This window comes from Spirosoma litoris, assembly GCF_054776755.1.
Map to the genome: position 1 here is coordinate 215,382 of NZ_BAAHBI010000075.1, position 22,613 is coordinate 237,994.

General features: G+C 48.8%; 18 protein-coding genes. 4 read left to right on the forward strand and 14 right to left on the reverse strand.

The annotated features are described in order from the left end of the window. Positions 1 to 98 precede the first annotated feature (98 nt). Entirely contained in the window at positions 99 to 866 is a 768-nt protein-coding gene (locus ACYVGR_RS36140; RefSeq protein ID WP_460965559.1) for a cupin domain-containing protein, read from the forward strand. Between the two features lie 38 nt (positions 867 to 904). Here the strand turns inward: ACYVGR_RS36140 and ACYVGR_RS36145 are convergent, their stop codons facing one another. The 5 genes from ACYVGR_RS36145 to ACYVGR_RS36165 form a co-directional block, all read right to left on the reverse strand. After that, entirely contained in the window at positions 905 to 1,060 is a 156-nt protein-coding gene (locus ACYVGR_RS36145; RefSeq protein ID WP_460965560.1) for a hypothetical protein, read from the reverse strand. A gap of 67 nt (positions 1,061 to 1,127) precedes the next feature. Next, positions 1,128 to 1,916, reverse strand: a complete 789-nt coding sequence (locus tag ACYVGR_RS36150) for an alpha/beta hydrolase (RefSeq protein WP_460965562.1) — start codon at positions 1,914 to 1,916, stop codon at positions 1,128 to 1,130. A 144-nt stretch (positions 1,917 to 2,060) separates the two neighbouring features. Beyond that, entirely contained in the window at positions 2,061 to 2,618 is a 558-nt protein-coding gene (locus tag ACYVGR_RS36155; RefSeq protein ID WP_460965564.1) for a Crp/Fnr family transcriptional regulator, read from the reverse strand. 308 nt (positions 2,619 to 2,926) lie between these two features. After that, positions 2,927 to 3,967 carry a sugar phosphate isomerase/epimerase family protein gene (locus tag ACYVGR_RS36160; RefSeq protein ID WP_460965566.1) on the reverse strand — a complete coding sequence of 347 codons (1,041 nt, stop codon included), beginning with the start codon at positions 3,965 to 3,967 and terminating at the stop codon, positions 2,927 to 2,929. Positions 3,968 to 4,018: 51 nt separating this feature from the next. Continuing rightward, positions 4,019 to 6,796, reverse strand: a complete 2,778-nt coding sequence (locus ACYVGR_RS36165; protein ID WP_460965568.1) for a DUF7133 domain-containing protein — start codon at positions 6,794 to 6,796, stop codon at positions 4,019 to 4,021. Between the two features lie 357 nt (positions 6,797 to 7,153). Here ACYVGR_RS36165 and ACYVGR_RS36170 point away from each other — a divergent pair, with 357 nt between their 5' ends. After that, on the forward strand, positions 7,154 to 7,861 hold the full coding sequence (locus ACYVGR_RS36170) for a DUF2306 domain-containing protein (protein ID WP_460965570.1): 708 nt from the start codon (positions 7,154 to 7,156) through the stop codon (positions 7,859 to 7,861). Here the strand turns inward: ACYVGR_RS36170 and ACYVGR_RS36175 are convergent. The 9 genes from ACYVGR_RS36175 to ACYVGR_RS36215 all read right to left on the reverse strand — a co-directional run bounded on the left by ACYVGR_RS36175 (position 7,819) and on the right by ACYVGR_RS36215 (position 20,351). Continuing rightward, on the reverse strand, positions 7,819 to 8,727 hold the full coding sequence (locus tag ACYVGR_RS36175) for an alpha/beta hydrolase (RefSeq protein ID WP_460965571.1): 909 nt from the start codon (positions 8,725 to 8,727) through the stop codon (positions 7,819 to 7,821). The two genes, ACYVGR_RS36170 and ACYVGR_RS36175, sit on opposite strands and share 43 nt — an antisense overlap. Before the next feature lie 113 nt (positions 8,728 to 8,840). Continuing rightward, positions 8,841 to 9,284 carry a hypothetical protein gene (locus ACYVGR_RS36180; RefSeq protein ID WP_460965573.1) on the reverse strand — a complete coding sequence of 148 codons (444 nt, stop codon included), beginning with the start codon at positions 9,282 to 9,284 and terminating at the stop codon, positions 8,841 to 8,843. 527 nt (positions 9,285 to 9,811) lie between these two features. Continuing rightward, positions 9,812 to 11,653 carry a hypothetical protein gene (locus ACYVGR_RS36185; RefSeq protein ID WP_460965574.1) on the reverse strand — a complete coding sequence of 614 codons (1,842 nt, stop codon included), beginning with the start codon at positions 11,651 to 11,653 and terminating at the stop codon, positions 9,812 to 9,814. Positions 11,654 to 11,873: 220 nt separating this feature from the next. Beyond that, on the reverse strand, positions 11,874 to 12,953 hold the full coding sequence (locus ACYVGR_RS36190) for a hypothetical protein (protein WP_460965576.1): 1,080 nt from the start codon (positions 12,951 to 12,953) through the stop codon (positions 11,874 to 11,876). 138 nt (positions 12,954 to 13,091) lie between these two features. Continuing rightward, a complete protein-coding gene (locus ACYVGR_RS36195) occupies positions 13,092 to 15,971 on the reverse strand; it encodes a M14 family zinc carboxypeptidase (RefSeq protein ID WP_460965578.1) in 2,880 nt (959 codons plus the stop codon). A gap of 123 nt (positions 15,972 to 16,094) precedes the next feature. Beyond that, entirely contained in the window at positions 16,095 to 18,224 is a 2,130-nt protein-coding gene (locus ACYVGR_RS36200) for a S9 family peptidase (RefSeq protein ID WP_460965580.1), read from the reverse strand. A 200-nt stretch (positions 18,225 to 18,424) separates the two neighbouring features. Continuing rightward, positions 18,425 to 18,736, reverse strand: a complete 312-nt coding sequence (locus tag ACYVGR_RS36205; RefSeq protein ID WP_460965582.1) for a hypothetical protein — start codon at positions 18,734 to 18,736, stop codon at positions 18,425 to 18,427. A gap of 47 nt (positions 18,737 to 18,783) precedes the next feature. Then, on the reverse strand, positions 18,784 to 19,107 hold the full coding sequence (locus ACYVGR_RS36210) for a 2Fe-2S iron-sulfur cluster-binding protein (RefSeq protein ID WP_460965584.1): 324 nt from the start codon (positions 19,105 to 19,107) through the stop codon (positions 18,784 to 18,786). 239 nt (positions 19,108 to 19,346) lie between these two features. Then, positions 19,347 to 20,351 carry an NAD(P)/FAD-dependent oxidoreductase gene (locus ACYVGR_RS36215; protein WP_460965586.1) on the reverse strand — a complete coding sequence of 335 codons (1,005 nt, stop codon included), beginning with the start codon at positions 20,349 to 20,351 and terminating at the stop codon, positions 19,347 to 19,349. A 181-nt stretch (positions 20,352 to 20,532) separates the two neighbouring features. On the opposite strand from ACYVGR_RS36215, the gene ACYVGR_RS36220 reads away from it, so the two are divergent. Beyond that, a complete protein-coding gene (locus ACYVGR_RS36220) occupies positions 20,533 to 21,456 on the forward strand; it encodes a TolB family protein (RefSeq protein WP_460965588.1) in 924 nt (307 codons plus the stop codon). Between the two features lie 114 nt (positions 21,457 to 21,570). Continuing rightward, complete coding sequence (locus ACYVGR_RS36225; RefSeq protein ID WP_460965589.1) at positions 21,571 to 22,473, forward strand: helix-turn-helix domain-containing protein; 903 nt, start codon at positions 21,571 to 21,573, stop codon at positions 22,471 to 22,473. Positions 22,474 to 22,613: the final 140 nt, after the last annotated feature.

Sequence of the window (22,613 nt, forward strand, 5' to 3'; positions counted from 1 at the left end):
TGATAGTTTCTCAATTCAGCTCGTTTTCAGGGTTTTTCACAGACTTACCAGTAGCCTTGTAAACAACCCGGCTTATGATTTTAAAGCCTTTATCTGTCATGCTAGTACGCATTCTATCCTTCGCTATTTTTGGTTTGCTGATGCAACAAACAATTGCTCAGTCTCTTGAGTCTAAAACCTATGTTTGGGCCGAAGCACCCGTAACTAAAAAAGCTAATTCGGAGCAGAGAGCCATTCTGGAAGGCACCACTACTGATTTCCGCCATCTCGAAGTTCATGCCACTACGTTGCTACCGCATCAGGCTCCGCACCCGGCCCATAAGCACGACGACGAAGAGCTGATTATCATCAAAGAAGGCAAACTGACCGTAACCATTAAAGGAAAGACGAAAACGCTGGGTGCTGGTAGCGTGGCGCTTATGATGCCAGGCGATGAGCATGGTTTTGAAAACAAGGAAGATGCACCCGCTACCTACTACGTGATGCGGTACGCATCAAAAGAGCCGAAAGATCTGGAGCGAGGCCGAAAAGCGGGTGGCTCTTTCTGGATCGACTGGAACGACGTTCCTTTTCAACCACACGACAAAGGTGGAATCCGCCGTATGTTCGACCGGGCTACAGCCATGACGAAACGCTTTGAAATGCACGTAACTACGCTGAATCAGGGATTATGGAGCCATCCGCCACACACCCATCGGGCCGCTGAATTCCTCCTCATGGTCGACAAGTCGTCTCAGGAAAGTATCAATGGCAAACTCTACCCAGCAACAGTGGGCGACTTGATTTTTCTGGAATCCAACGTGCCGCACGCGTTGCAAAACACAAGCCAGGGCAGTTGTATGTACTTCGCGTTTCAATTTGAGTAGGCGAATGCAACAGCCACTCTTCTGATATAGAGCGACAATTAATTCAACGACAAGACCAGAACAGTTGGTTTCTGAGCGACAAAACCAGGCATGGGTTTATCGGCATTATCGAAGGCATCCCACTGACTATTGGCGATGTAATAAAACTGATTTCCTACTACAACACCCGATGACCCAGTATCTTTATACAACAAGATGAGGTGAATTTAGGTCTTTACAAACCCAAATTCACCTCACATTAAAATAACTTTTTACTGAAACCTACGCATTTTTATCCAGCCACGCCAGAATATAATCGGCGTCTTCTTTCCAGGTTGGTTGACCGACAACGAAGTGATTACGCCCAGCAAACTCCTTGTAGTCCAGCACAGAACCGTTTGGTTTATAAGCTTCGTAATTCCGATTATTAAGATGAGCCGGTATAATATTGTCGATGCTTCCTGAGGTGAGTAATAACGGAGCGTGTGGTTTCTCAAAATCAACATGAGCGGCACTGGTCAGACCACCTCGGGCTACTTTTTTCGATTCAGGGATAGTATTGGCTTCGTAAGCTGCTTTTTGTTCAGCCAATGGCATCTCATTCACAAACGCATACTGCCAGTCTTCAAACGACATCAGATAGGTTTCTTCCAGATCGGTAAATATCCCGAGTGCTTTCCAGCCCGCTTTTAGAAACGAGAATTCGTAAGGAAAAACGCCTTGTGGCGGCACCGAGTGAATAGCTACCCCGGCGGCTGCCAGGTCGCGGTTCACAATGATTTGGGTAATAAGCCCACCTAATGAGTGGCCAATAACGATTGGTTTTTCAGCGTACGACGATACAATGTTTGCGTAGTGGTCTACTAGTTCAGCTAAAGTCAAATTAGCTAGATCAGTGTCATTCGGCTGGCGGGCCCGAAGTTCGGCGGCTGTGCCATCTTTAAATGGCCATGCCGGCGCTACGGTATTATATCCTTTACTTTCAAAATAGGCTTTCCATTCGTCCCATCCGCTGTTACTAACAAAGGCTCCGGTCACAAATACGACATCTTTCGTTTTACTGGCTTTCATGATTACGTTGTTTTTAAGTGTATAGTAAGGAAAGTAAACTGCTCAGGAACAGGCGAATTACCTATAGCCTATTCATCGTGTGCGTTGAACAGAACAAAGGTCAGCAGATGGTTGGACAAGAATATTAACCCAGGTTAAAATCAACTAGCGATTAGCCATTCTTTTTCGGATACGGCTCAATGAAGGTCCCTGAATGCCCAGGTACGACGAGATATGATAGAGCGGAATGGTATTGTAAATGTCAGGGTGTTCCTTCATCAAGTCCAGATAACGCTGTTCGGGCGTTTGAATCAGAAAGCTCTCCGCCCGACTCATGGCCACCGTGAAAGCCCACTCGGCCATTAATCGACCAAATCGCTCCCATTGGTGCGACTGTTGATAAAGCTCCGTAAGATGATCATAATAAATGTACAAAATGGTCGAATCAACCATCGACTCCGTGAAGTAATTACAGGGCGATTGCTCAATGAAGCTCTTGTAGGAAACAACGACCTGATGTTTCGAGAAAAAGAACACATTCTTTTCTTCACCTGTATCTTCTTTGACGTGATACGCCCTAAAAACGCCGTCCAGAATGAATCCGAAGTGTCGGCAAACGCTCTTGTACTCGTTGTAGAATTCCCCTTTCTGGTAGTGTTTCTTTTGCCAATACGGTTTCGAAAGTGCGAACGAAAGTTCATCGATTCCCTCAAAAGCCTGCAAGGCATGTCCCAGTAAGTCAATGCAGTCATAAGTTCAGCGAGCTTGCTGTGGGGTCTACCGTAAAGATAGAAATCCGATATAAAGCAAAAACATGTTTGACGCTTTAAACCGGATCAGACTATTTTTGGCGAAATAGCCCTACTAACTGATTGTAACTTAAGCCATCACATAGAACCCTTTATCATTTACACGGATACGACCCCTTCAGGGCCGCATGTTTATAGAGGCCCCATTGTGCTATAAACATGCGACCCTGAAGGGGTCGTACCACATATTGTTAAATTATGCGACCATAAACTCAAGCCCTCCTAGCTCAACGCATTTCGGCAGAAAGCCACGCATTTTTTCACTTCGGCAACTGCATTTGAGCCTTCAGGTATTTTGTATTCCAGCTCTACGGTGGCGGGGAAGTTATATTTCTGATCTCGCATCAGCTTCAGAACGGGCAATAAAGGCGTATCGCCCTGGCCCCAGGGGAGGTTTCCTTTACCGTGATCGGCGGTTTGGCGATCCTTGATGTGCATACTGGCAATGCGATCATGCTTCTGTTTCAGGAAAATCAGCGGATCGGGGTTACCAGCGGCAACATAATGACCTAAATCGAAATTGATGGCGTTACCCGGCGATTGCGCCAGAGCGGTATCCCAGAAGGTTGGCGTCTGTTGTTCATGACCGTGATAACCAACGCGTAAACCGTGTTTGTGCGCCAGCGTACCCAATCTGAGTGTCTGGGCGTCATTAGACGGGTGCTCTACCGTAACCTGATTAGCTCCCAGCAGTTTGGCCGCTTTCAGCCCGTATTCAATCTCAGCATCTGAACTTTGAATGCCAAACGTGTCGGGCTTAAATCCGTAGATTTTCACACCGGCCTGATTGTACATTTTCCGCACCTGCTCGAACTTAGCAATAGGCGCCGATAGTCGCCATTTGGTCATTTCGGCGCGGTAGGCTTTCATCTGTTCGTCGAATTCAGCCAGTTGCTTTTTCTCGTCTTCGGTTAGTTCCTGCTTCTCGAATCGCTTCCGCATCAAGGGGAAAACCGACTTCATATCAACTGTATTTTTAGGTGCACCGACAAATGATTCGGCAGGGCCACCCATCAATTCAATGGCGCTGATCCCAGAATCCAGAACGTATTGCAGGGTTGCTTCAGCACTCTGGTCAGGCATATCCCGAAACGAGTAGGTAATGACCCCAATCTGTACACCATCGATCAAGGAATTGGGTTTGTCGCCCAGACTACGAATAATGGCGGGTGCTCCGAAGAGCTTACCGCTACCCAAAATAGCCCCCGAAACAAGAGCGGCTGTGGTGCCTAAAAACTGACGGCGTGTTGGCTGGTTTTCCATGATTTACATGCGGTTGGTTTAATTCGATTATTGGAATAGTTCTGGCTGAGTTTATTGGGCAAACAGTTTCAATTGTCCCATCGACCAGGGAATCTCGTCGGGGTCGTTGGTGAGGCTTTCGCTTAGTTGCATCCTCAAAAATTTGGCTTTAACACCATTCAGAGAGATAACATTGTCTCCCTGAACACCTTTTGTTTCGGTCGGAATTTCCTTCCAGTTTTTCCCATCGTCCGATACTGAAAACGTAAAGGCACGGGGATGCTGGTGAATAAACGGAATGACCATCGTTGCAAATGATTGGCCCGGCTTAGGTTTCCAGCCTTTTTTGATGGACTGTGGTGATGTAAAGCGAATTTCGGCTAAGCTAGCTTCTTTCGGCAATTCAATTTGATACCACATACCTTTTTCCTGCACCGCACCCGTCGACCAGCCTTCATAGGTAAAGGCGCTTGCAGGCGACACATTGCCCCCAATCCGGGTCGATGCCGTATGGCTGGCCGTCACGTGTAAGGTCTGCGGTTGTAGTTCATACGGAATCGACTTCGAAAGTTGCGCGTACTGGTAAGGCCCTTTCTGATCTGCCGTTTTCTGACGAGCCCTGGCCACCTGTTGAGGAGAAATAAACGACGCATCGTTCGATAACCCATTCCGAACGTACGACAGCACATCGGCGATCCAGTCGTCAGATTGTTCTTTCATGCTGGCCATCATACCACCGGCATATGTTTTGCCTTCGATAGCCCCCTCCATGCCATGCAACACGACCCGGATGGCATAATCGGGGTGGGCTTGCATATGTTGCGAACCGGCCAGCGCAGGAGCCAGCAAACGCCCGTTCCCGGCAGGGGTTCCCATTCCATTGTTACCGTGGCACTGCGAACATAATTCATTGTAGATCAAAGCACCTCGCTCTACCTGCGCTTTCTGATTGGCACTCAACTCGGGCGCACCAAAGGGGCCCATGTTTCGCTGTTTGGGTGGCGTTAGAATCTGCTCACCAATTAGCTTCACGCCAGCGGCTTTACTGCTGGCCATCGCCGTTTTGATGTTATTATCCAGGTCGGGCAGTTTCACAAACTTAGCCGTTAGCATAGCCTGAATCCGAACATCGGTATTGGCATCGGTCAACGCCCGTTTATAATCCGCTTCCAGTGTTTTGTCGCCCGCTTTGTATAGGCTTTCGCTAGCCCGAAGCGCCTGGATACGTATGCGAGGATTAGCATCTTTCAGCAGTTTCTGTGCGACAGGCGCTTTTAGCGCGTCCAGTCCTTCTAACGTCCAGATAGCATGAATGCGAGCCACGATGTTTTTGCTGGTGAGCGCCATTGTGGTTAACTGCGGCACAACAGAGCGATCTTTACGCTGCACTAATTGCTGCTGGGCGGCATCTCGCCACCATCCGTTGGGATGCTCCAGATGTTTGACCAGATCGGCCGTCTTTTCGGCGTATAGGTTGGGGCGGGTTTTATCCCGCTCTTTCCCATCATAGGTAATCCGCCAGATTCGGCCTAAACCTACTACTTTATCTAACTGATATTGCTCGATTTTGGCCCGGAGATAAGTCCCTTTCTGCGTCCATTGCCCTTCCTGAATAATGCCGTGGTACATGTCCGTAATGTACAGCGTACCATCAGGCGCGGTAGTCATATCGACAGGCCTGAACAACGGGTCCGTCGTGCGAAGAAACTCTGATTTCTGGTCCTGATAAACATTGTGCAAAGTCGTCAGTCCTTCAGTTACAACAGGGTTGATCTGCCGAACAATTCGGGCGACGGGTTCCCCGTAAAAATATTGGCCTTTCAATTCGGCAGGTAGTCGGTCACCACGATACACGTCATTACCAGCCGAGCCGGTTACGTGATTCAGCGAGCCATCGGGTTGGCGAACTTCGTCCATTCCGCCCTGCATATCGGCCAGCTTTACAGGCGCTCCCCAGGGCACATCGAAACCCTGAGCCAACTCATTGGGTACATCGAAATTGCCGTACTGGATAGGAAACTGAAAATGCGAAGGAACCCCTGTAGCCCCACCCTGAAACCATAATTTGCCGTCGTCGTCGTGCGTAATCCCCCATTGGGCCCGATTGGCGCCCGTTTTTTCGCGGATAATCCCATTGGGTGTTTCCCGAATACGGAACGCGTTGACAGTGCTATACAGCCAGTTATCCATGCCCCAATACATGAAAGCCTGCTGATGTTCTACATTGCCCGAACGGCCATATTTATTGGTGAATAACTCTTTCTTATCGGCCTTACCGTCGCCGTTGGTATCGGTGTATTTATAGACATTATCGGCATCGGACTCCATCGTCAGGATGCAATCTTTTCCGTAAGGCAGCACGAAACGGGGAAAAATCAGATTATCGACAAAAGCCGTTCCGGTTTCATAGATGCCATCGTTGTTTTTGTCTTCCCATCTGGAAATCCGGCTGGTCGGTTTTAGCTCGTCTTTCGAATCGGCGGTGAGCATGTACGTTCGTAGCTCCAATACATACATTCGCCCGTTACCATCGAACGAAATGGCTGCGGGTTGCTGAATCGCGGGCTCGGTCAGAACGGGCTGGATTTTATAGCCCGGTGGCAGCAAAAAGAGCTTCGCTTCCTCCGCTGGCGTCAACGGTTGAACGGGCTCTTTGGGCGACAGGTCAATGCCTTTCCAATCTGGATCGTTGGGATCAGCGCCTTCGGGCAGTGACACTTTGGGCAGGGTATCGCCCACAACAAACGTCGATTGCAGGCGAATCTGCTGGATTGGATCAAATCCAATAAATGACGACAAAGCCACTGCAGCCACAGCGGTTGTCAGACCGAAAGTAAAGAACTGTTTCATCGTTTTATCATAAATCCCAACCTATCGGCATCGACCAGGCTGCAATCTGGCTTAGGTAGGCTGTTTTGGGAAAACTCCATGTTGACTAAAAGCACATAGTCGTCGTCTTGTACTATCCCCAAAGCACTATTTTTTCGAGTAAATGTACAAGCGTAATAGACTGGAAGGGAGAAGACATCGGCAGATAGCCGATATTGACCGATAAAAGAGTACACAACCCATCGTTCATACATTGCTATCGGGGCGATAATTTGGCCTATTCTCTATGTTATTTATGGCAGAAGTTCTGGTTGTGCAGCGAAAGAGGCCTTTTTTTGCGGTTAATTTCATCAGGCAGACCTACTGCAAACCCAACGAATGATTCCATTACTTACTCAACCAGTAACTAAAAAGCGCGTTTTACTTCGACTTAGCACTCTCATTATCACATTCCTGGCCTTACTCGTCGCCCTTTACGCAGTGACTTATTTACTAGGATTTCCTTTCCAACTAAATTCTATACTAAACACGCGTCCTCTTGATTTTTTAGCTGTAAAAGGGACACTAGCCCACCAGCTACTTTGGAAAACAGCCTTCACTATTCATCTCGTAGGTGGCTCGCTGGGACTTGTTCTGGGTGCCTTTTTATTTTTCTCCGGCCTCTACCAAGCTAGTAGCCACCGCTTGTTAGGGATTATCTACACGGTGGCCATATTAGGCAGTAGCATGGCGGGTTTATACCTCAGTTATTATGCCTCAGTTAGTCTAATGGGCATTACTGGCTTTTTCCTGACCGATATTGGCTGGTTTGTCTGTACGTGGCTAGGATTACGGGCAATTAGCAGAAAAGAGTTTCTTAATCATAAGCGATGGTTTCTGCGCAGTTATGCGTTCACGCTCATTGTTGTCTCGTTCCGGATTCTATTCCAACTGTTTTTCAATGGGTTCCACTGGAATTTCGATATAGCCTATGTAACGAGTATCTGGCTCAGTTTAGGGCTGAATAGTAGCGTAGGTGAGCTAATCATTTGGAAAACGTACCGCTATGAAGATTCGGCCCCGACAAACTTCAGCAGATCGCGATAGATGACGTTGTTCTTCCAGAATAATTGCGTGACCATCGGGATATGTTTCTTGCCCGGCAACACGGTAAACTCATGCTTTATTCCTAATTCCTGAAGTCGCTTATCATACTTGCGCGTACTACTGGCAATACCCGGATAGGTATTTTCGCCCGCATACATCAATACCGGTGGGCTATCGGCCCGGAGGTAATACAAGGCCGATACAGTGCGCCAAACATCGGGTTTCTTTCCAAATGCCCCCAAATACGATTCATCGCCAGGGTACTGCATTTTGGTTAAGTAATCGAACATGTCCAGTCCTCCGGGGTCGTCAAGAATGGCTCCTTTCACCGGATTTTTAGCCATTCCAAACTTGGTAAACAACTGGTCATCATTGGCGACCAGAGCGGCCAATCCACCACCCGCCGAGTGGCCCATCACGAAAATCCGGTTTGGATCGCCACCGTAGTCGGCAATGTGCTGGGCTGTCCAGATCACAGCGCGAGCGCAGTCGTCGGCCATAGCGGGCACTTCGACCGCAGGTGCGAGCCGGTAATTGATCACAACAGCCACCACACCCTGCTTAGCCAACCGCCGACCAATAATGAAGTACAAATTTTTGCTGCCACTATTCCAGGCACCGCCATGCATAAACACCACAACAGGCCGACCTTTGGCTGATGTTGAACGAGGAGTGTAGATATCCAGCAAGTGGCGCTCTGGACTAAAATCGGGTGATGTTGACGAGACGTAAGCCACATCTTTCGTTCGGCGACTATTGAACGAAATCGCGTAGCCGCTTATCGAAAATAGGAATATTGATAGGATGAGTAGAGCAACCGGAATTTGCCAGAGCAATCGAAGAAAATGCAGGTTGGTAAAATTCATTAGGAGAATCGCGGATAAACTGGAATCGCTCAATATATACCCCAAAAGTAAGTTTCTGGATTGAGCGAACAGGAAACACTATTCAGGTTTTCCATCTACAGTAAGGCAATAGCTTAATTAAAATGGCTGCGCTTCCCATTTGTAGCAGGCGTCTTTTTAAAGCGTTTCACAAATTGATTATCGCGTAGACCAGGCCCTCTCTCTACGCCTTCACAGTAAGCATTAACAGCAATGTAAAATTTCTGGTTGTCTTTTAGTAGAGAATCTGGTATCGTTATTTGGCTTTGACCTATTTTGTCAATTGTAATATCAGTATGATCAAAGTATTCACGACCAGAAGAGTCTGCAAAAATAAAGACATCCCATTTGAATCGAGTCATTGAATCTAATTTGCTCAGTCCCACCGCTCGTACAGTCACTCCTTCACTTGGCTTATAACAAGTCGCATCTACTATAAGGCTATCTGGAGCTGGACAAAGGGGGGGCATGTCTTGACGTGGGCAACCAAAAAAAAGTAGGGGCCCTTGTATTAAGATAAATACCTGAATGAGTTTCATAACGTAATTAGGTAATGGACAAACATTTTCAAATAAGTATCGGCCGAAAGACAGTAGATATGTAAATGAATTGATAGAGCTAAAAATCGCATTCTTGGCTTGTATATACATACAAACCAAGAATGCGATTTACGAATACGCGTCCTCGGTCTGTGTCTTCACCTAGAGTATATACACATCTCGGACATAGTCTAATCAGCCCTGTAAGGGCGTCCGGTCAATAGGTATTGTCGCTTAGTAGAAGTCTTAAGCGCCGTAGGTGCGACCTAATTCCATCCATATGGGTCGCACCTACGGCGCTTGGGGTTATGTCCAATCCCTCTTTTTCTATTAACAGGTCACTCCTAACGGAGTTTAAGACATGCCAAAAAGATGTGTAAATACCGTAGGTGTCCTCACAGAACGCTTTGGAGCAGGCAGTCCACGAGCGTTCTGTGAGGACACAGACCGAGGATACGAATGACGGACAAGTTAGCCTAAAGGGTAATATGTATTTAGGCGCTTAGTTGATACAAATCCATAAGCTCCTAGGTACACTCAAGAATCCAAACGCCAAAAGGCTCGATCAAGAGTCGCTGTGAATCCTCTAATTCCAATGGCGTTTTTGTCGAAGGCAGGGAAGTGATCCGGTATCCCTCCCGAACCGGCTCGGGCAATTGAACAGGCAACGGCTGATCGGTGTGGTTAGCCACGAGCCACCGCCGTCGATCACCATCTACCAGCAGTAACGTGCTGCACGACAATGGGTTGCTGGTATGCGTACGAATCACCTGCCCGCCCTGAAATTCCAGTACCTGAGCGAAGACCACCGCTATCGGATACAAGTGAGCCTCTTCCGAGAGGATTCCCTGATAGCCAGCTGTCTGGTAATAGGTTGCTGCCTTAGCGCCCGTTTCGGCCAGTTGTTTAATACTGCCCACTGTCCAGCCAGCAGCCCAGCGCGTAGGGTGACGCGGGTCGGTTTTCTGAGCGTTACTCAACAAACGGTCGGCCGGGTTACGAGCATCGGGGTTAAGGCGATGGCAAATTGTAATGGGCGATACATACACCGAAGCTTTTCCGGAGAAGGTCTTCGCCGTTCGCACCGTATCGGCCAGCCCGCCCAGATTTTCAACGATGGTTCGGTTGTCGAACGCGTGTACCTGCGGCTGAGCCGTATAGCTTATAAAGTCGAGACCCACTGTCGAAATGCGATTTCGGTTCAAGTCGACAAAATAATAGTTGGTTCCCGCTCCTACCCGTGTCTGGGGCAACTCCGTCCGTATTGTTTCGAGTGCTACAGCAAGCATGTCGGCATCGGTAGCAGGCCCTTCAGTCGACAGCAGTAAAAGTTCGGCCAGTGTGACTTGCTGTTGACTCACCACATCCAGAAAGGCACGTAATTCGACAATATGATTGGTCGATAAATGAAGCGCTACCAGCAACGGCCAGCCTAACCGCTGACCAGTAGCAACTTCCTGTAAAAAATCAGGCATCCAGCCAGGTTGTCCAGGGGTCACATCAACCCGGTAATGATCGAATGCGTACTCCTGCAACGCACGGACAACGGATACACCGAGTACCGGAATTTCAGTCGACGCACCCAGCCCCAACGCGGGTAAATCTGTTCGTTGGTCTTCCTCAACCCGGATAAATATAGCCTCTGGTCCACTCTCCGCTAAGGGCAGCAAGGGTTGTTCAGGTCGGAAATGAATACGCTGATAAACGGACTCACCTGCGTGAAGCGTAACCGGGAATGGGCGGTCCTGCGGAGTACAAAAGGTTTTAAACGATGCATCGCTCCAGTTGCGCTGATCTTCGGTTTCAAAAATATCGCCCGTCATTTCCAGCTTAAACCACTGGCCACCCGCCTGTAGCCAGCGCATTCCGGCTAGCTGTTTAAACGGGTTGGCTGGACTAATAGCCTCTGGAAACCGAGCTAACTCCACAGATCCATCGGCATGGATTAACTCGCAAGGTTGGCCAGCCGTCCCCTGAATTGGGTGGAGAATACAAAAGCCCGCGCGATTTTTCAGAAATGTCTGGTGAGCAATTCCATCGATCGTTATCGAGAATTCGCCCGTAGCATTGCCTTCGGCCACTACCTTCCAGACAAATGGAGTTGTTCCATCTGATTCATAATGGCAAGTATAACTAAGCCGGAATCCATTCGGCTCAATTATCCACTGTTCATCAGAGATAATCGGCGTCCAGGTTGCCCAGTTTTGATCCCGAATCGCGAAATAAATCATCCGCAAAATCTCATGCCCCCCCCATCGGAAATAACGAAACGATCCGTTTTCATAACAGACGGTCATTGGTCCCATCTGTAATTCGGTGAGTGGAGGCAGGGGGGTGTCGGCGCCGTATGGCTGTTGAGTCGTGGTCATAAGGAATACACTAGAATCTGTCTTACAAAGGCAGTTCTCAAACAGATTCTAACTTACCCCACTATTGATACTTTCAGTTTAAGCCGTTGTTTAACCTTTTATAGTTCACTTTTTTCTGTCATTCCGACGTCAGGAGGAATCTCAAGCCTGACTAATAGGGGTGCCTGACTAATAGGGGTGTTGAGATTCCTCCTGACGTCGGAATGACAGAAAAAAACACTCAAATCAACTTTCTCAATTTCATAGTCAACGAATCTTGTTTGTAGCGGCCCTGCATTGTCAGGGTGCTGTCGTTCAGGAGCGTGTAATTGACCCGGAGCGAATCGCCAGGTTCGCCATTTTCTTTTGGGAAGTTGACGCTAAGCACCTTGGCTTTTTCGTCTAGCTTATACTTCCCATGCAAATCCTGCTTCTGGAATTTATCGGGATTGTACTTGAACAAACAGCCATAGCGCCACTCGAAATAAAGCTTCGACCAGGCCGAATCCTGGGGTGTCGCGACTGAAACCGCTTTATTATTACGAGTCATGGTTTCCACCTGCCAAACCCCGTTGAGTTTCGTCTTGGGTTCGAACGAATCTCGTAAGGAAGCGATTCGCCAGAACGCGAATCCGATCACCACAATCCGGACAACGTTCAACAAAACAGTCTTCCCGTTCAGATTAACTTTTTCCTGATAGGCCATAAAAAGTGCCTTCAGCTTATCGTATTCCAGTGCCAGCAGAAAAAACAGCAGGAACGTGTAATGCAGCGCGTTGTAATAGGCCAGTGGCGATATCGCGTAAAAATGATCGATTAGGTCGATGTTGATCATCACGGGCAACAAGACAAAAACGCCAAGCAGACGCGTGCGCCGGAAGAGGAGCAAAATACAGCCGCCTATCTGGGTCCAGCCCAGGATATAGGCCATCGTTTGCGAATAGCCATAATAGGTCCAGGTGAGCCAGAACCCACTCAGATCTTTAATCGGCGTTTCGAGCACGTAGTTGGGCGGCTGGAACTGCGTTTTCAGAATCTTGGCCGCGCCATAACCTGTGATTGCATAAGCGACATAAAAGGCAATGATAGTTTGAAACAGCCCATGAAGTTGTTCGCCTTTTCCGCTACGTTCCCAGACATAGGCAATTCCGAAACTAATTAGCAGTATACCGGCCAGCATCAGCAACGATTTCGCCCAATCATCGACGACTTCAAACTGCCAGCGCGACAGCGATTCAACGATTTGCATTAACCCAATCAGCACAACGATCAGGCACAGCACTTCAAAAAACTTAAGCCAAAAGCTACGGGTCGTTAGCATAGAGAAGAAGGTTGTTTGATGAGTACAATCAGATTGAACGATTACCTATATGACCCCTTCAGGGTCAAATGTTTATAGGAGAAAAATCGTCTATAAACATTTGACCCTGAAGGGGTCATACTAACACTAGCGACCTACTTAATTCCCTCCACTCGATTTCGTCGACGTGGTCGCTTTCGCTTCGGCGGTGGTAGCCGGAGCGGGGGTATCGAGATGATTCCAGTTGATCAGTACATTCCAGAGTAGGGGCGCGTCGTGGTGATTCAGGTATCGGTGTAAGGGATCGAAGGTGAAGGCAATGACACGCCCCGCACCAACCGGCACGTTGAAAATACCGCCATGTCCGATAATCGTTTGCTCATTACGTACCATGCCTGATAGCACATAGGGCTCTTCTTTTTTCGGCGTAGCTGCTTTGGGTGATTCTTTCGCAGGCTTTTTATCCGGCATACCCATGATCAAGCCTTTGTATTCCTCTTCGTCCTTAAGCGGTTTGGTGCCATATTGCATCAGCATCATATCGTGGTTATGGCGCTTCGTTTGCAAGAGCGGAGCGATACCCCGGAAAATCGGGAAGGTTTCGGGGAAACCGTACATAACCGGACTATCAGGACGCCGGTTTTTTACGGTCACAATCGAACCGGGGTGGAACAAGGTTGGTGCGCTGACGGCATCCAGATCGCGGGTGATGCCCGTTTCGGCAATGATCTGCGACGAATTATCCAGCGTAACCAGCACACCGCCTGCTTCCACAAACTGCTTTAGATTCTCAACACCTTCAAAGCCAGGACCACCCGTAATGTCATTGGTGGCATCGGGGAAACCATGCGACGGAAATTCAGGCGTTTTGGTATACGGCAGCGGGCCAAATCGCTTGTCGATTTCGTGGATGAAATTCGTTGCCGAACCACGCATCCGGGGAATCAGAATGACATCGAATTTCTTCCGCAATTCACCCGTTTTTAGATGATCTTTATTGATCGATGTGTACAGAATACCGCGCTGCTCGAACGTAAAGCGAGCCCAGCCTTCGTCCTGCGTGTTGTACCAGCTATGGTAAATGGCCACGCGGGGTAAACTCACATCGTGCTGTCTTAAAGACGCTCCAAGGGCTACGGGTTCGGCTTTGGCAGCCTGTAAATCAAGTCCGAACTGGGTGGCCAGTTTTTTCGATTGATCGGCGGTTAAGCCTTTGAAGACCACTGCTCCAGCCGCCAGGGTATCTTTGATTCCGGCGATGGTTGTCTTCGTATCCAGTACCACCGCTTTGGCCGTTTTACTTCCCTGCGATTTCATCCAGAGAAGGGCAGGCAGCAAGTTATTCTGGCCTTTGTAATTCAGAACATAGTTCGTTCCATCACCATTGATTGCGCCCGCATACTGCACATCGTCGCTGATCATTTTCAGATCACCAGCCGCGTATTTGACACTATCTTCGGCTTTCACATCTACACCATACAGGTAGCCCAGAGTCCAGGCGATGTCGTCGTACGGTGGAAACTTAGCTTCTTTCGGATAGTTCTGCTTGGTTAATAGCGACACCGCCAGATTGCGATAGGGCTGATTGAGCAACACCACATAATCGCCCTGGTTCTTACCCGACTCGGCCTTGTGGACTTCAATAGCCTGCGCCCGTAACTGGTTCACCAGATAAGCCGCCATAGCGGGATCGCGCTGATCTTTCGGGATAACGAATGCCTTGGGCTTTTCTTCGTTGCCTTTGCGGATGTTGTTCAGCCCTTTCTGGTAAAAATTCTTCAGCATCATCCGGCTGTTCGTAGCGCCGTAGGAAAGCGAAGCCAGCACACCAGCCTGCATGTAGTTGATGCCATTCCGGTACGACCAGTAGACTTTTTCGGTAGCTGGATCGGGGCGATACCACTCTTTCGAGGTCACTTCATCGCCCGCATATTTCTGGTTGGCCAGATCGCGTAGGTAGGTATTCGCGCCCGCATTGCCAAAGGTTTCGTAAAAACGGCCGACAGCATTGTGGTTGTTCGAAATCCAGAGCGCATAACCGGGATACCAACCATCGTAAAAGGCCCAGGTAAATACGCCGGGAATGCCCTGCGCAGCCAGCGATGTAATGTCGTGGTTGGCCATGATCTGCCATTCGCCAATGGTAATTGGGTCGATGGTTTCGTTGTAAGGGCCGGTTCCGGTTGAGATGTAGAGCAGGGGCACCGACTCGTGTAAATCCAGGCTTGCCGTTGGGTGCCACTCGTAAAAGATTTTGTAGAGTGCTTTGGTCAGCGCCTGCGAAATCTGTAAGCCATCGCGGTTGTTGTCGTGGTAGGTATACTTGCCCCAATACGGTGGTGATTTCGGGAAACCGTCCTCGTACTCCTTCCGAACTTTGGTGTATCGATTATACCAATCAACCTGTTTATCCCAGCCATCGGGTTCCGAGACGGGGTTGATAATCACAATGATATTCTCCCGAATGGTTTTAATCTCAGGTGCCTGACTGGTAATCAGCCGGTACGCCAGTTCCATCAGCATCTCCGGCGACCCCATTTCCGGCGAATGCAACCCGCCGTTCAGGTAGTACACCAGCTTGGTATCGCCCAGCACTTTCTCGATGTCCTGATTACCCATTTTACGGGGGTCGGCCAGAAGTGCGAGCTGCTTTTTGTAGTGATCGAGCCGTTTCATAGCATCCTCACTACCAATTACCACCAGCTGAATCGGGCGCCCTTCCTCTGTCTTGCTCACCTCCTGCACGGTGATGTTGGGCGAGGTTTGCGCTAGTTTCTGGTAATAGCCATAAATCTCAGGCGTCCGGTGAATAATCCCTGGCGTCCCGATAATCTGCCCAAAATGTTTGCGGGGCGATGGTACTTTCGGATCGTCGGGCAGGTCCAGAACTGTAGCGGGCAGGAACCGCTTATCGGTCGTGTACTCCTTAATTTTCTCGTTATAGGTTGCGTCGATCTGTTGCGCCCGAAGCGACACGCTACCTAGTGTCAATCCGATCATAAACAGCGACTTAATTCGTCTGTTGGTAAAGAGTTGCATGAAGTTAGTTGATTGGTTAAGAAAGTGGTTGAGAGGAGGGCGTGGTGTCGGGTTCTTAAAACTGACACCACGCAAAGGGAACAGAACAAGGATACAGTACATGAAACTTTAACACTACAAACGTTACTGCTTAGGCTTCATCAATTTCCGCTTAAAATACTCGGCGGTGGCGTTCCCCATTTTGAGGGCGTTGGTATGCTTCATCCAATGGTGAGTATCGTCTACAATGACGAGCGTTTCCATCGGAACTCCCCGTTTTTCAAGACGCCGAACGAGATCGGTGCTTTGGTTGAACCGAACGTTGCGGTCGTCGTCGCCGTGGATGATAAGGACGGGCGATGTCCAACTGCTGATCGATGAAATTGGCGAGGATTGATACACGATTTTGGTGGCCGCTTCCTGATCGGGAATTTTCTCAAATCGTCCGGTCGAGGCTTCGATTCCATACCGTTGCTGACTCCAGTCGTGTACGCCGTGAATGTCCACGCCAGCCGCAAACAGTTTAGAATCGCGGGCGAGTGCCAACGCCGTCAGATAACCTCCGTACGACCCACCGTAAATGCCAATTTTAGCCGGATCGACCTGCGATTGTTCGGACAACCAAATCGCAGCGGCTTTGACATCCTGGTATTCCGAAGCGCCCAATGCTCCACCGTCGGCAGGCTGATGGAAATTATAGCCATAGCCAATACCCAACCGATAGTTAACCGACAAAACCACGAACCCCTGACTAGCCAGATATTGGTTTAGCGCGTATGAATTGGCGTAATAATCCGAGTAGTTCCAGCCCAGCAACATCTGCCGTGGAGGACCACCGTGTACATAAATCAACGCGGGCTTTTTACCCGACGCTCCACCAGCAGGTTCAAAAAGCTGACCATGTACGGTCATGCCATCAGGAGCTTTAAAGACAACCTGTTTGGGCGTAACCAATTGATTTTGCGGGAAATTAGCGGGTATCAGATTCTGAGCCAGCACTTTAGGCGTACCTTTCGTAAAGGCCATAACAGTTGGCAGCGGTGGCCGCTGAGCCGTAGCGCTGATCATAGCAATGGTGGTACCATCACCCGTTACAACAGGCATCCATTCGAGGCCGCTACCGGGCGTAACAACCTCCATCGTGGCTTTATCGACAGGAACCCGCACAACGTGCCGACGGTCGAGGTCTAGCTTATCGGGACCCGTATTCCCGCTGAACAACAACCATTTACGGTCATGACTCAATGTAATGTGTTCGGCCATGAATGGGGCATTCGTCAGCAACAGCGGTGTGCCACCCGATGCCGCAATGGAATACAGATGTGGCCAGCCGTCTTCGTAGGATAGATACACAATTCGGTCTCCAGCGGCCCAATGCAGGTTAAAACCGCCATGCGTAGTTGGAACAGAACCGGCCAACGTTTTAGGGGCCTGCCAGATTTGCGAGGCCGTTCCGGAAGCGACATCCGCCGTCCAGATCGACCAGGGGCGATGTCTGCGCACCAAAATAGAGTCGGGTGCCCCTCCGCTTCCAGGGGTACGAACGAATACAATACGCTTCCCATCCGGCGACCAGCTTGGCGCGTCATCTTTCGAGAACGAAGGAGCTAACCAGGTAATCGGCGTTGTTTCATTGGTAAATACTCCGACAAACGAATGGTCTTTCCGGTCGCAGACAAAGGCCAGCTGCGATCCGTCCGGCGACCATTGAATAGAGCTGTTGGTACCCCGCGCATTGAACAGCGCTTTAGCTGGCGACGACCCATCGGTTGGTGAAATCCAAACCTGACCGCCTTTAATAAAGGCAATTCGATCACTTTTCGGCGAAATAACTGGCATGTCGCCTTCAGCAATAGCCTTCGGTTCACCACCTGCAAACGGCACACTCCAGATCTGTACTTTGGGCGAAACTGGCGATGAGGTCGTGTTGACCGGCAGTTCATCGTCCCAGTTGGAACCATGATCGCCACCGCGCACGTACACAACCCACTTACCATCGTCGGATACCGACAGGCTAGTGATTTCCTGTCCGTCATCATTGGTGTAGTTGGTCAGTTTTCGAGGGCTAAAATCTGGTCCTTCGGCTACGTATACATTTCGTTTGCCTTGTTCAGCGAATGCCCAGGCAATGCGCGATCCCGTTGCCGCACTGGTCAATTCGTTTGGGAACGGGTAACTTTTAATGGCTTCCAGCGAGAAGGTCTGCGCCTGTAACCGAGGTGTTTGAGTGAGTAAAATGCCTAGTGTCAGGCAGAGGAAAGTAAGCGTTTTCATGGACTGCTGAATGAAGAATTCGATGCTTGAGTGAGCCTGTTAACGGAAAGACTCAAACTACGCATATTATTTCCTATTCTGCTCAATCGGAGAAATAAAATTCTAGATTTCAGCCCAATTGTACTATAATCCAGTCAAGAAAGCACTCAATGTTGTGGTGGTGTCAGTTTTGAGAAACTGACACCACGGAATATCATAGACTACCTCGTATGATTCTCGGCATACAGCGCCAACAACTTTTCAAAATGCCCGACGTAGGCATGCACATTCACCAGCATATCGCTGGATTTCTGGGTTCGTTTCTGCAACTCCTTATAGCTCATTTCTTCATCAGACTGTATACCCGCATGAATTCCATAAGCCAGCAGTTTTCGAAGCAGTAGAAAAATCCGGTTCCATTCCAGAAACTCCAGTTGCGCGTCCTGCAATTGCGTTCGGGTTTCTCCAGCCTCAATCTGGTTAAAATAACGTCGCATGTCGTCTATCTCCGGCTGACTGAACTGTATGGTCATGGCTATTCCGTTTTAGTAGGCCGAAGATGCGCGTTCACCATCGTAGTTTATACAGGCTCTTCGCTCTTTATCCTGAAAATTGCTCCTTCCAACGTATCATCGACGCGAATCTGACAGGCCAGCCGACTGTCGGAGTCTGCATCGGGTAAGGTATCGAGCATATCCAGCTCGGCATCCTGGGGTGTGGGCAAGGTGTCTAACCCATTCAGTACCTGAACATGACAGGTGGCGCAAAGTGCCATTCCCCCACAGGTTGCCAGAATGTTGTAATCTGAGGCTTTCAGGACTTCCATCAAACTCAGGTTGATGCCTTCGGGAATTTCGATTGGCTGCCGCTCGCCGTTGCGGTCTTCTATCGTGAATTGGATCATGGGAAAAGTGTCGATAGCTGGTAATTTGATGGACGGATTAGCTTGTATCACGGGCTTATTGATTTGTATTAAATAAGATTCTCGCCGGGTTAAAACCCGGCGCAAAAACACAGAATAGATCAGATGCGCCGGGTTTTAACCCGGCGAGAATCAAAAAATATCGGCGGTTAATTTCTTCAAGTCAATCAGCCCGTATACATGTTAGATTAAAATACGGGCTTCAGCCCGTGGTACATGGCTTAAAACGTAGGCACTCCGTTAACGGTCGTGTATTTGAAGCTCAATTTCTGATCGGGATGAACGTACCGGAAGGCGCTTTGGCACATGAGCGCAGCTTCGTGGAAACCGCACAGAATCAGCTTCAACTTGCCGGGGTAGGTGTTGATATCGCCAATGGCGTAAATACGTTCGACGTTGGTGGAATAATCCACCGTATTGACATGGATTGCCGATTTATCGATGGTAAGCCCCCAGTCGGTGATGGGTCCAAGTTTTGGGGTCAAGCCAAAGAGGGGAATCAGGTGATCGGCAGCCAGTGTCGTTACGGTTTTGTCTTTGGCCGTAACGCTGACCTCCTGTAAATGGCCGTTGCCGTTAATACTCGTAATAGTCGACTGGAGTACCAGATTTATTCGACCCTGACTAGCCAGATTGAATACTTTTTCGGCGGAATCAGGTGCCCCACGAAAGGTATCACTCCGGTGAACCAGCGTTACTTCACTAGCCACCTCGGCTAGAAAAACCGTCCAGTCAAGCGCCGAATCGCCCCCACCGGCTAACACCACCCGGCGGTCGCGCAGTTGTTCGGGGTTCTTTACCATGTAGGCCACGCCCTTACCTTCAAAGCGCTCCAGGTTGATAATTTCGGGCTTACGAGGTTCAAAGCAGCCAAGACCGCCCGCAATAACGACCACCTGACAATGGACAGTGGTTCCTTCATTGGTAGTAACAATGTACGATCCATCCGTTTGCCGATCTAATCCTTCAACCCGCTCGCCCAAGGTAAAGCCGGGATTAAATGACGAAATCTGCTCCATCAGGTTATCGACCAAATCCTGCGCGTTGATGGATGGATAACCGGGAATATCGTAAATCGGCTTCTGCGGATAAATTTCCGAAAGCTGCCCGCCCACTTGCGGCAGGGCATCAATTAGATGACACCGCATTTTCAGTAAACCCGCTTCAAAAACGGCAAACAGACCCACCGGACCCGCGCCTATAATGCAAATATCTGTCGTTATCATATCACTGGAAGCCAATCCCTTACGCGATCAATATCGACCAGACTGGCTCGTTAAAGTACGTCGTAAAGGTAGACGCATACGGCCCCTCGGAGGCTATCATAAATCGGAATGACGGATAAGCAAATGGAATAGACCGAAAAATTGACGAGCTTACCTATCAAACAACCTGAAACGATAAACTATGCTACCTCTCACAAACGTCATCGACAAAATACTAGGTCGATCATCAGTTCTCCATTGGCTAATTCTGCCAATTTCATTGATCAATACCTGCGTAACCTTTGGGCAAAATCCGCCCGACGCCGATATTTTTCTGGTTGAGTTGACGGGCACAAAAGAGGCTAGACAAGTCAGTAAACCGATCAATATTACCCAGCGCAAGGGCTATGATAATCAGCCATCATTCACACCAGACGGGCAGAAGATTTTGTTCACAGCGATGCATGAAGATGGCCAAACTGACATCTATCGTTACGATCTTCTGACAAAGACAACTACACAGCTCACCAAAACGCCCGAAGGTGAGTATTCGCCCACGGTCATGCCCGACCGGGCTTATTTCTCGGTGATCCGAATGGAGATGGATAAAACGCAGCGCCTGTGGAAATTCCCAATCGCTGGTAACGGCGAACCAACGCTTATTTTCCAAAACATCAAGCCTGTTGGCTACCATTGCTGGCTTACTCCCGATTTGCTGGCACTCTTCATTTTGGGCAAACCCAATTCGCTGCAACTAGCTCGTGTCAGTACGGGCGATACAACCCGAATTGAAGGCAGCATTGGTCGGTCGCTTCATAAAATTCCGGGTAAAAACGCACTGAGTTTTGTTCATAAACGCACCGAAACCGAGTGGGAGATAAAACAGCTCGACCTGAAAACAAACCAGATGACAACTATTGCCCCAACCCTACCCGGCAGCGAAGATTTCGTCTGGACACCCGATGGAACTGTATTAATGGGTAAAGGCTCTATTTTGTATCAACTCAATCCGAAAAATGGCCAAACCTGGACACCACTAACCGATTTAAGTTCGGCAGGCATCAAGCAATTAACCCGACTAGCCATTGACGCCAAAGGCACGAAATTAGCGCTGGTAGGGCAGTGAGTATTTTTTTGACAGGATTAACAAGATTTACAGGATTTCTAGGAGTCTATAAAATCCTGTAAATCTTGTTAATCCTGTCAAAAAAGCGCTATTTGAATTGCATAACTTTGCTTCATGAAGCAAGCGGAAAGTGCCAGCGATTTTCACCATCGACTCGTTCAGGACAATTCGGAGCCGGGGCAGTTTACAATATACAGAACGGAAGATCGTCGGGGTGCAACTTCATTGCCCCACACCCGGCGGGATTTCTATAAAATATCGCTCGTCACCAGAGCCGAGGGCATTCTATCGTATGCTGATAAGTCATTCCATATTCGGGATAATGTGATCGCTTTTTTCAACCCGATGATCCCCTATTCCTGGGAACCTATCTCGCAGGATGATTCGGGTTATTCCTGTCTGTTTACGGAAGATTTTATTGGGAATCACCTTCGTTCGGACAGCCTGTCAACATCTCCCCTATTCAAAGTCAGTGGTAACCGTGTGCTGGTTCTCGAACAGAAATCGATGGTATTTCTGAGAAGGATCTTCGAGCAGATGATCGCTGAAATGCAGTCTACTTACACCCACAAGTATGATTTACTGCGTAGTTACGTACAAATCATACTTCATGAAGCACTTAAGCTAGAGCCTCTCGAAAAGGAACAACAACCGGGTAGTTCGTCGGCCCGGATCAGTGCTTTGTTTTTAGATTTACTGGAGAGGCAATTCCCGGTTATTTCGCCACAGCATACCGTCCGACTGAAAAATGCCAACGAATTTGCCAGCCAGCTACCCGTCCATACGAACCATTTGAACCGGGCACTCAAGGAAACGACTGGCAAAACAACAACGGAACATATAAGTGCCCGATTGCTGAAAGAAGCTAAGGCTCTGCTCCTACACAGCAATTGGGATATTGCCGAAATTGGCTATTGTCTGGGTTTTGAACACGCATCTAATTTCAATATCTTTTTCAAGAAGCAAACCGGACAAACGCCCAATCATTTCCGAAAAGAAGCCGTTTCAATTTCATAAGTATACGTTTGATTCGCATAATTTCTCCTCGCAAGTCTCGCCTAATTTTGTCCAGGAAATAATAAGTTATTTGACAGGATTAACAGGACAAAACAGGATTTTATACACGACGAGAAATCCTGTCTTATCCTGTTAATCCT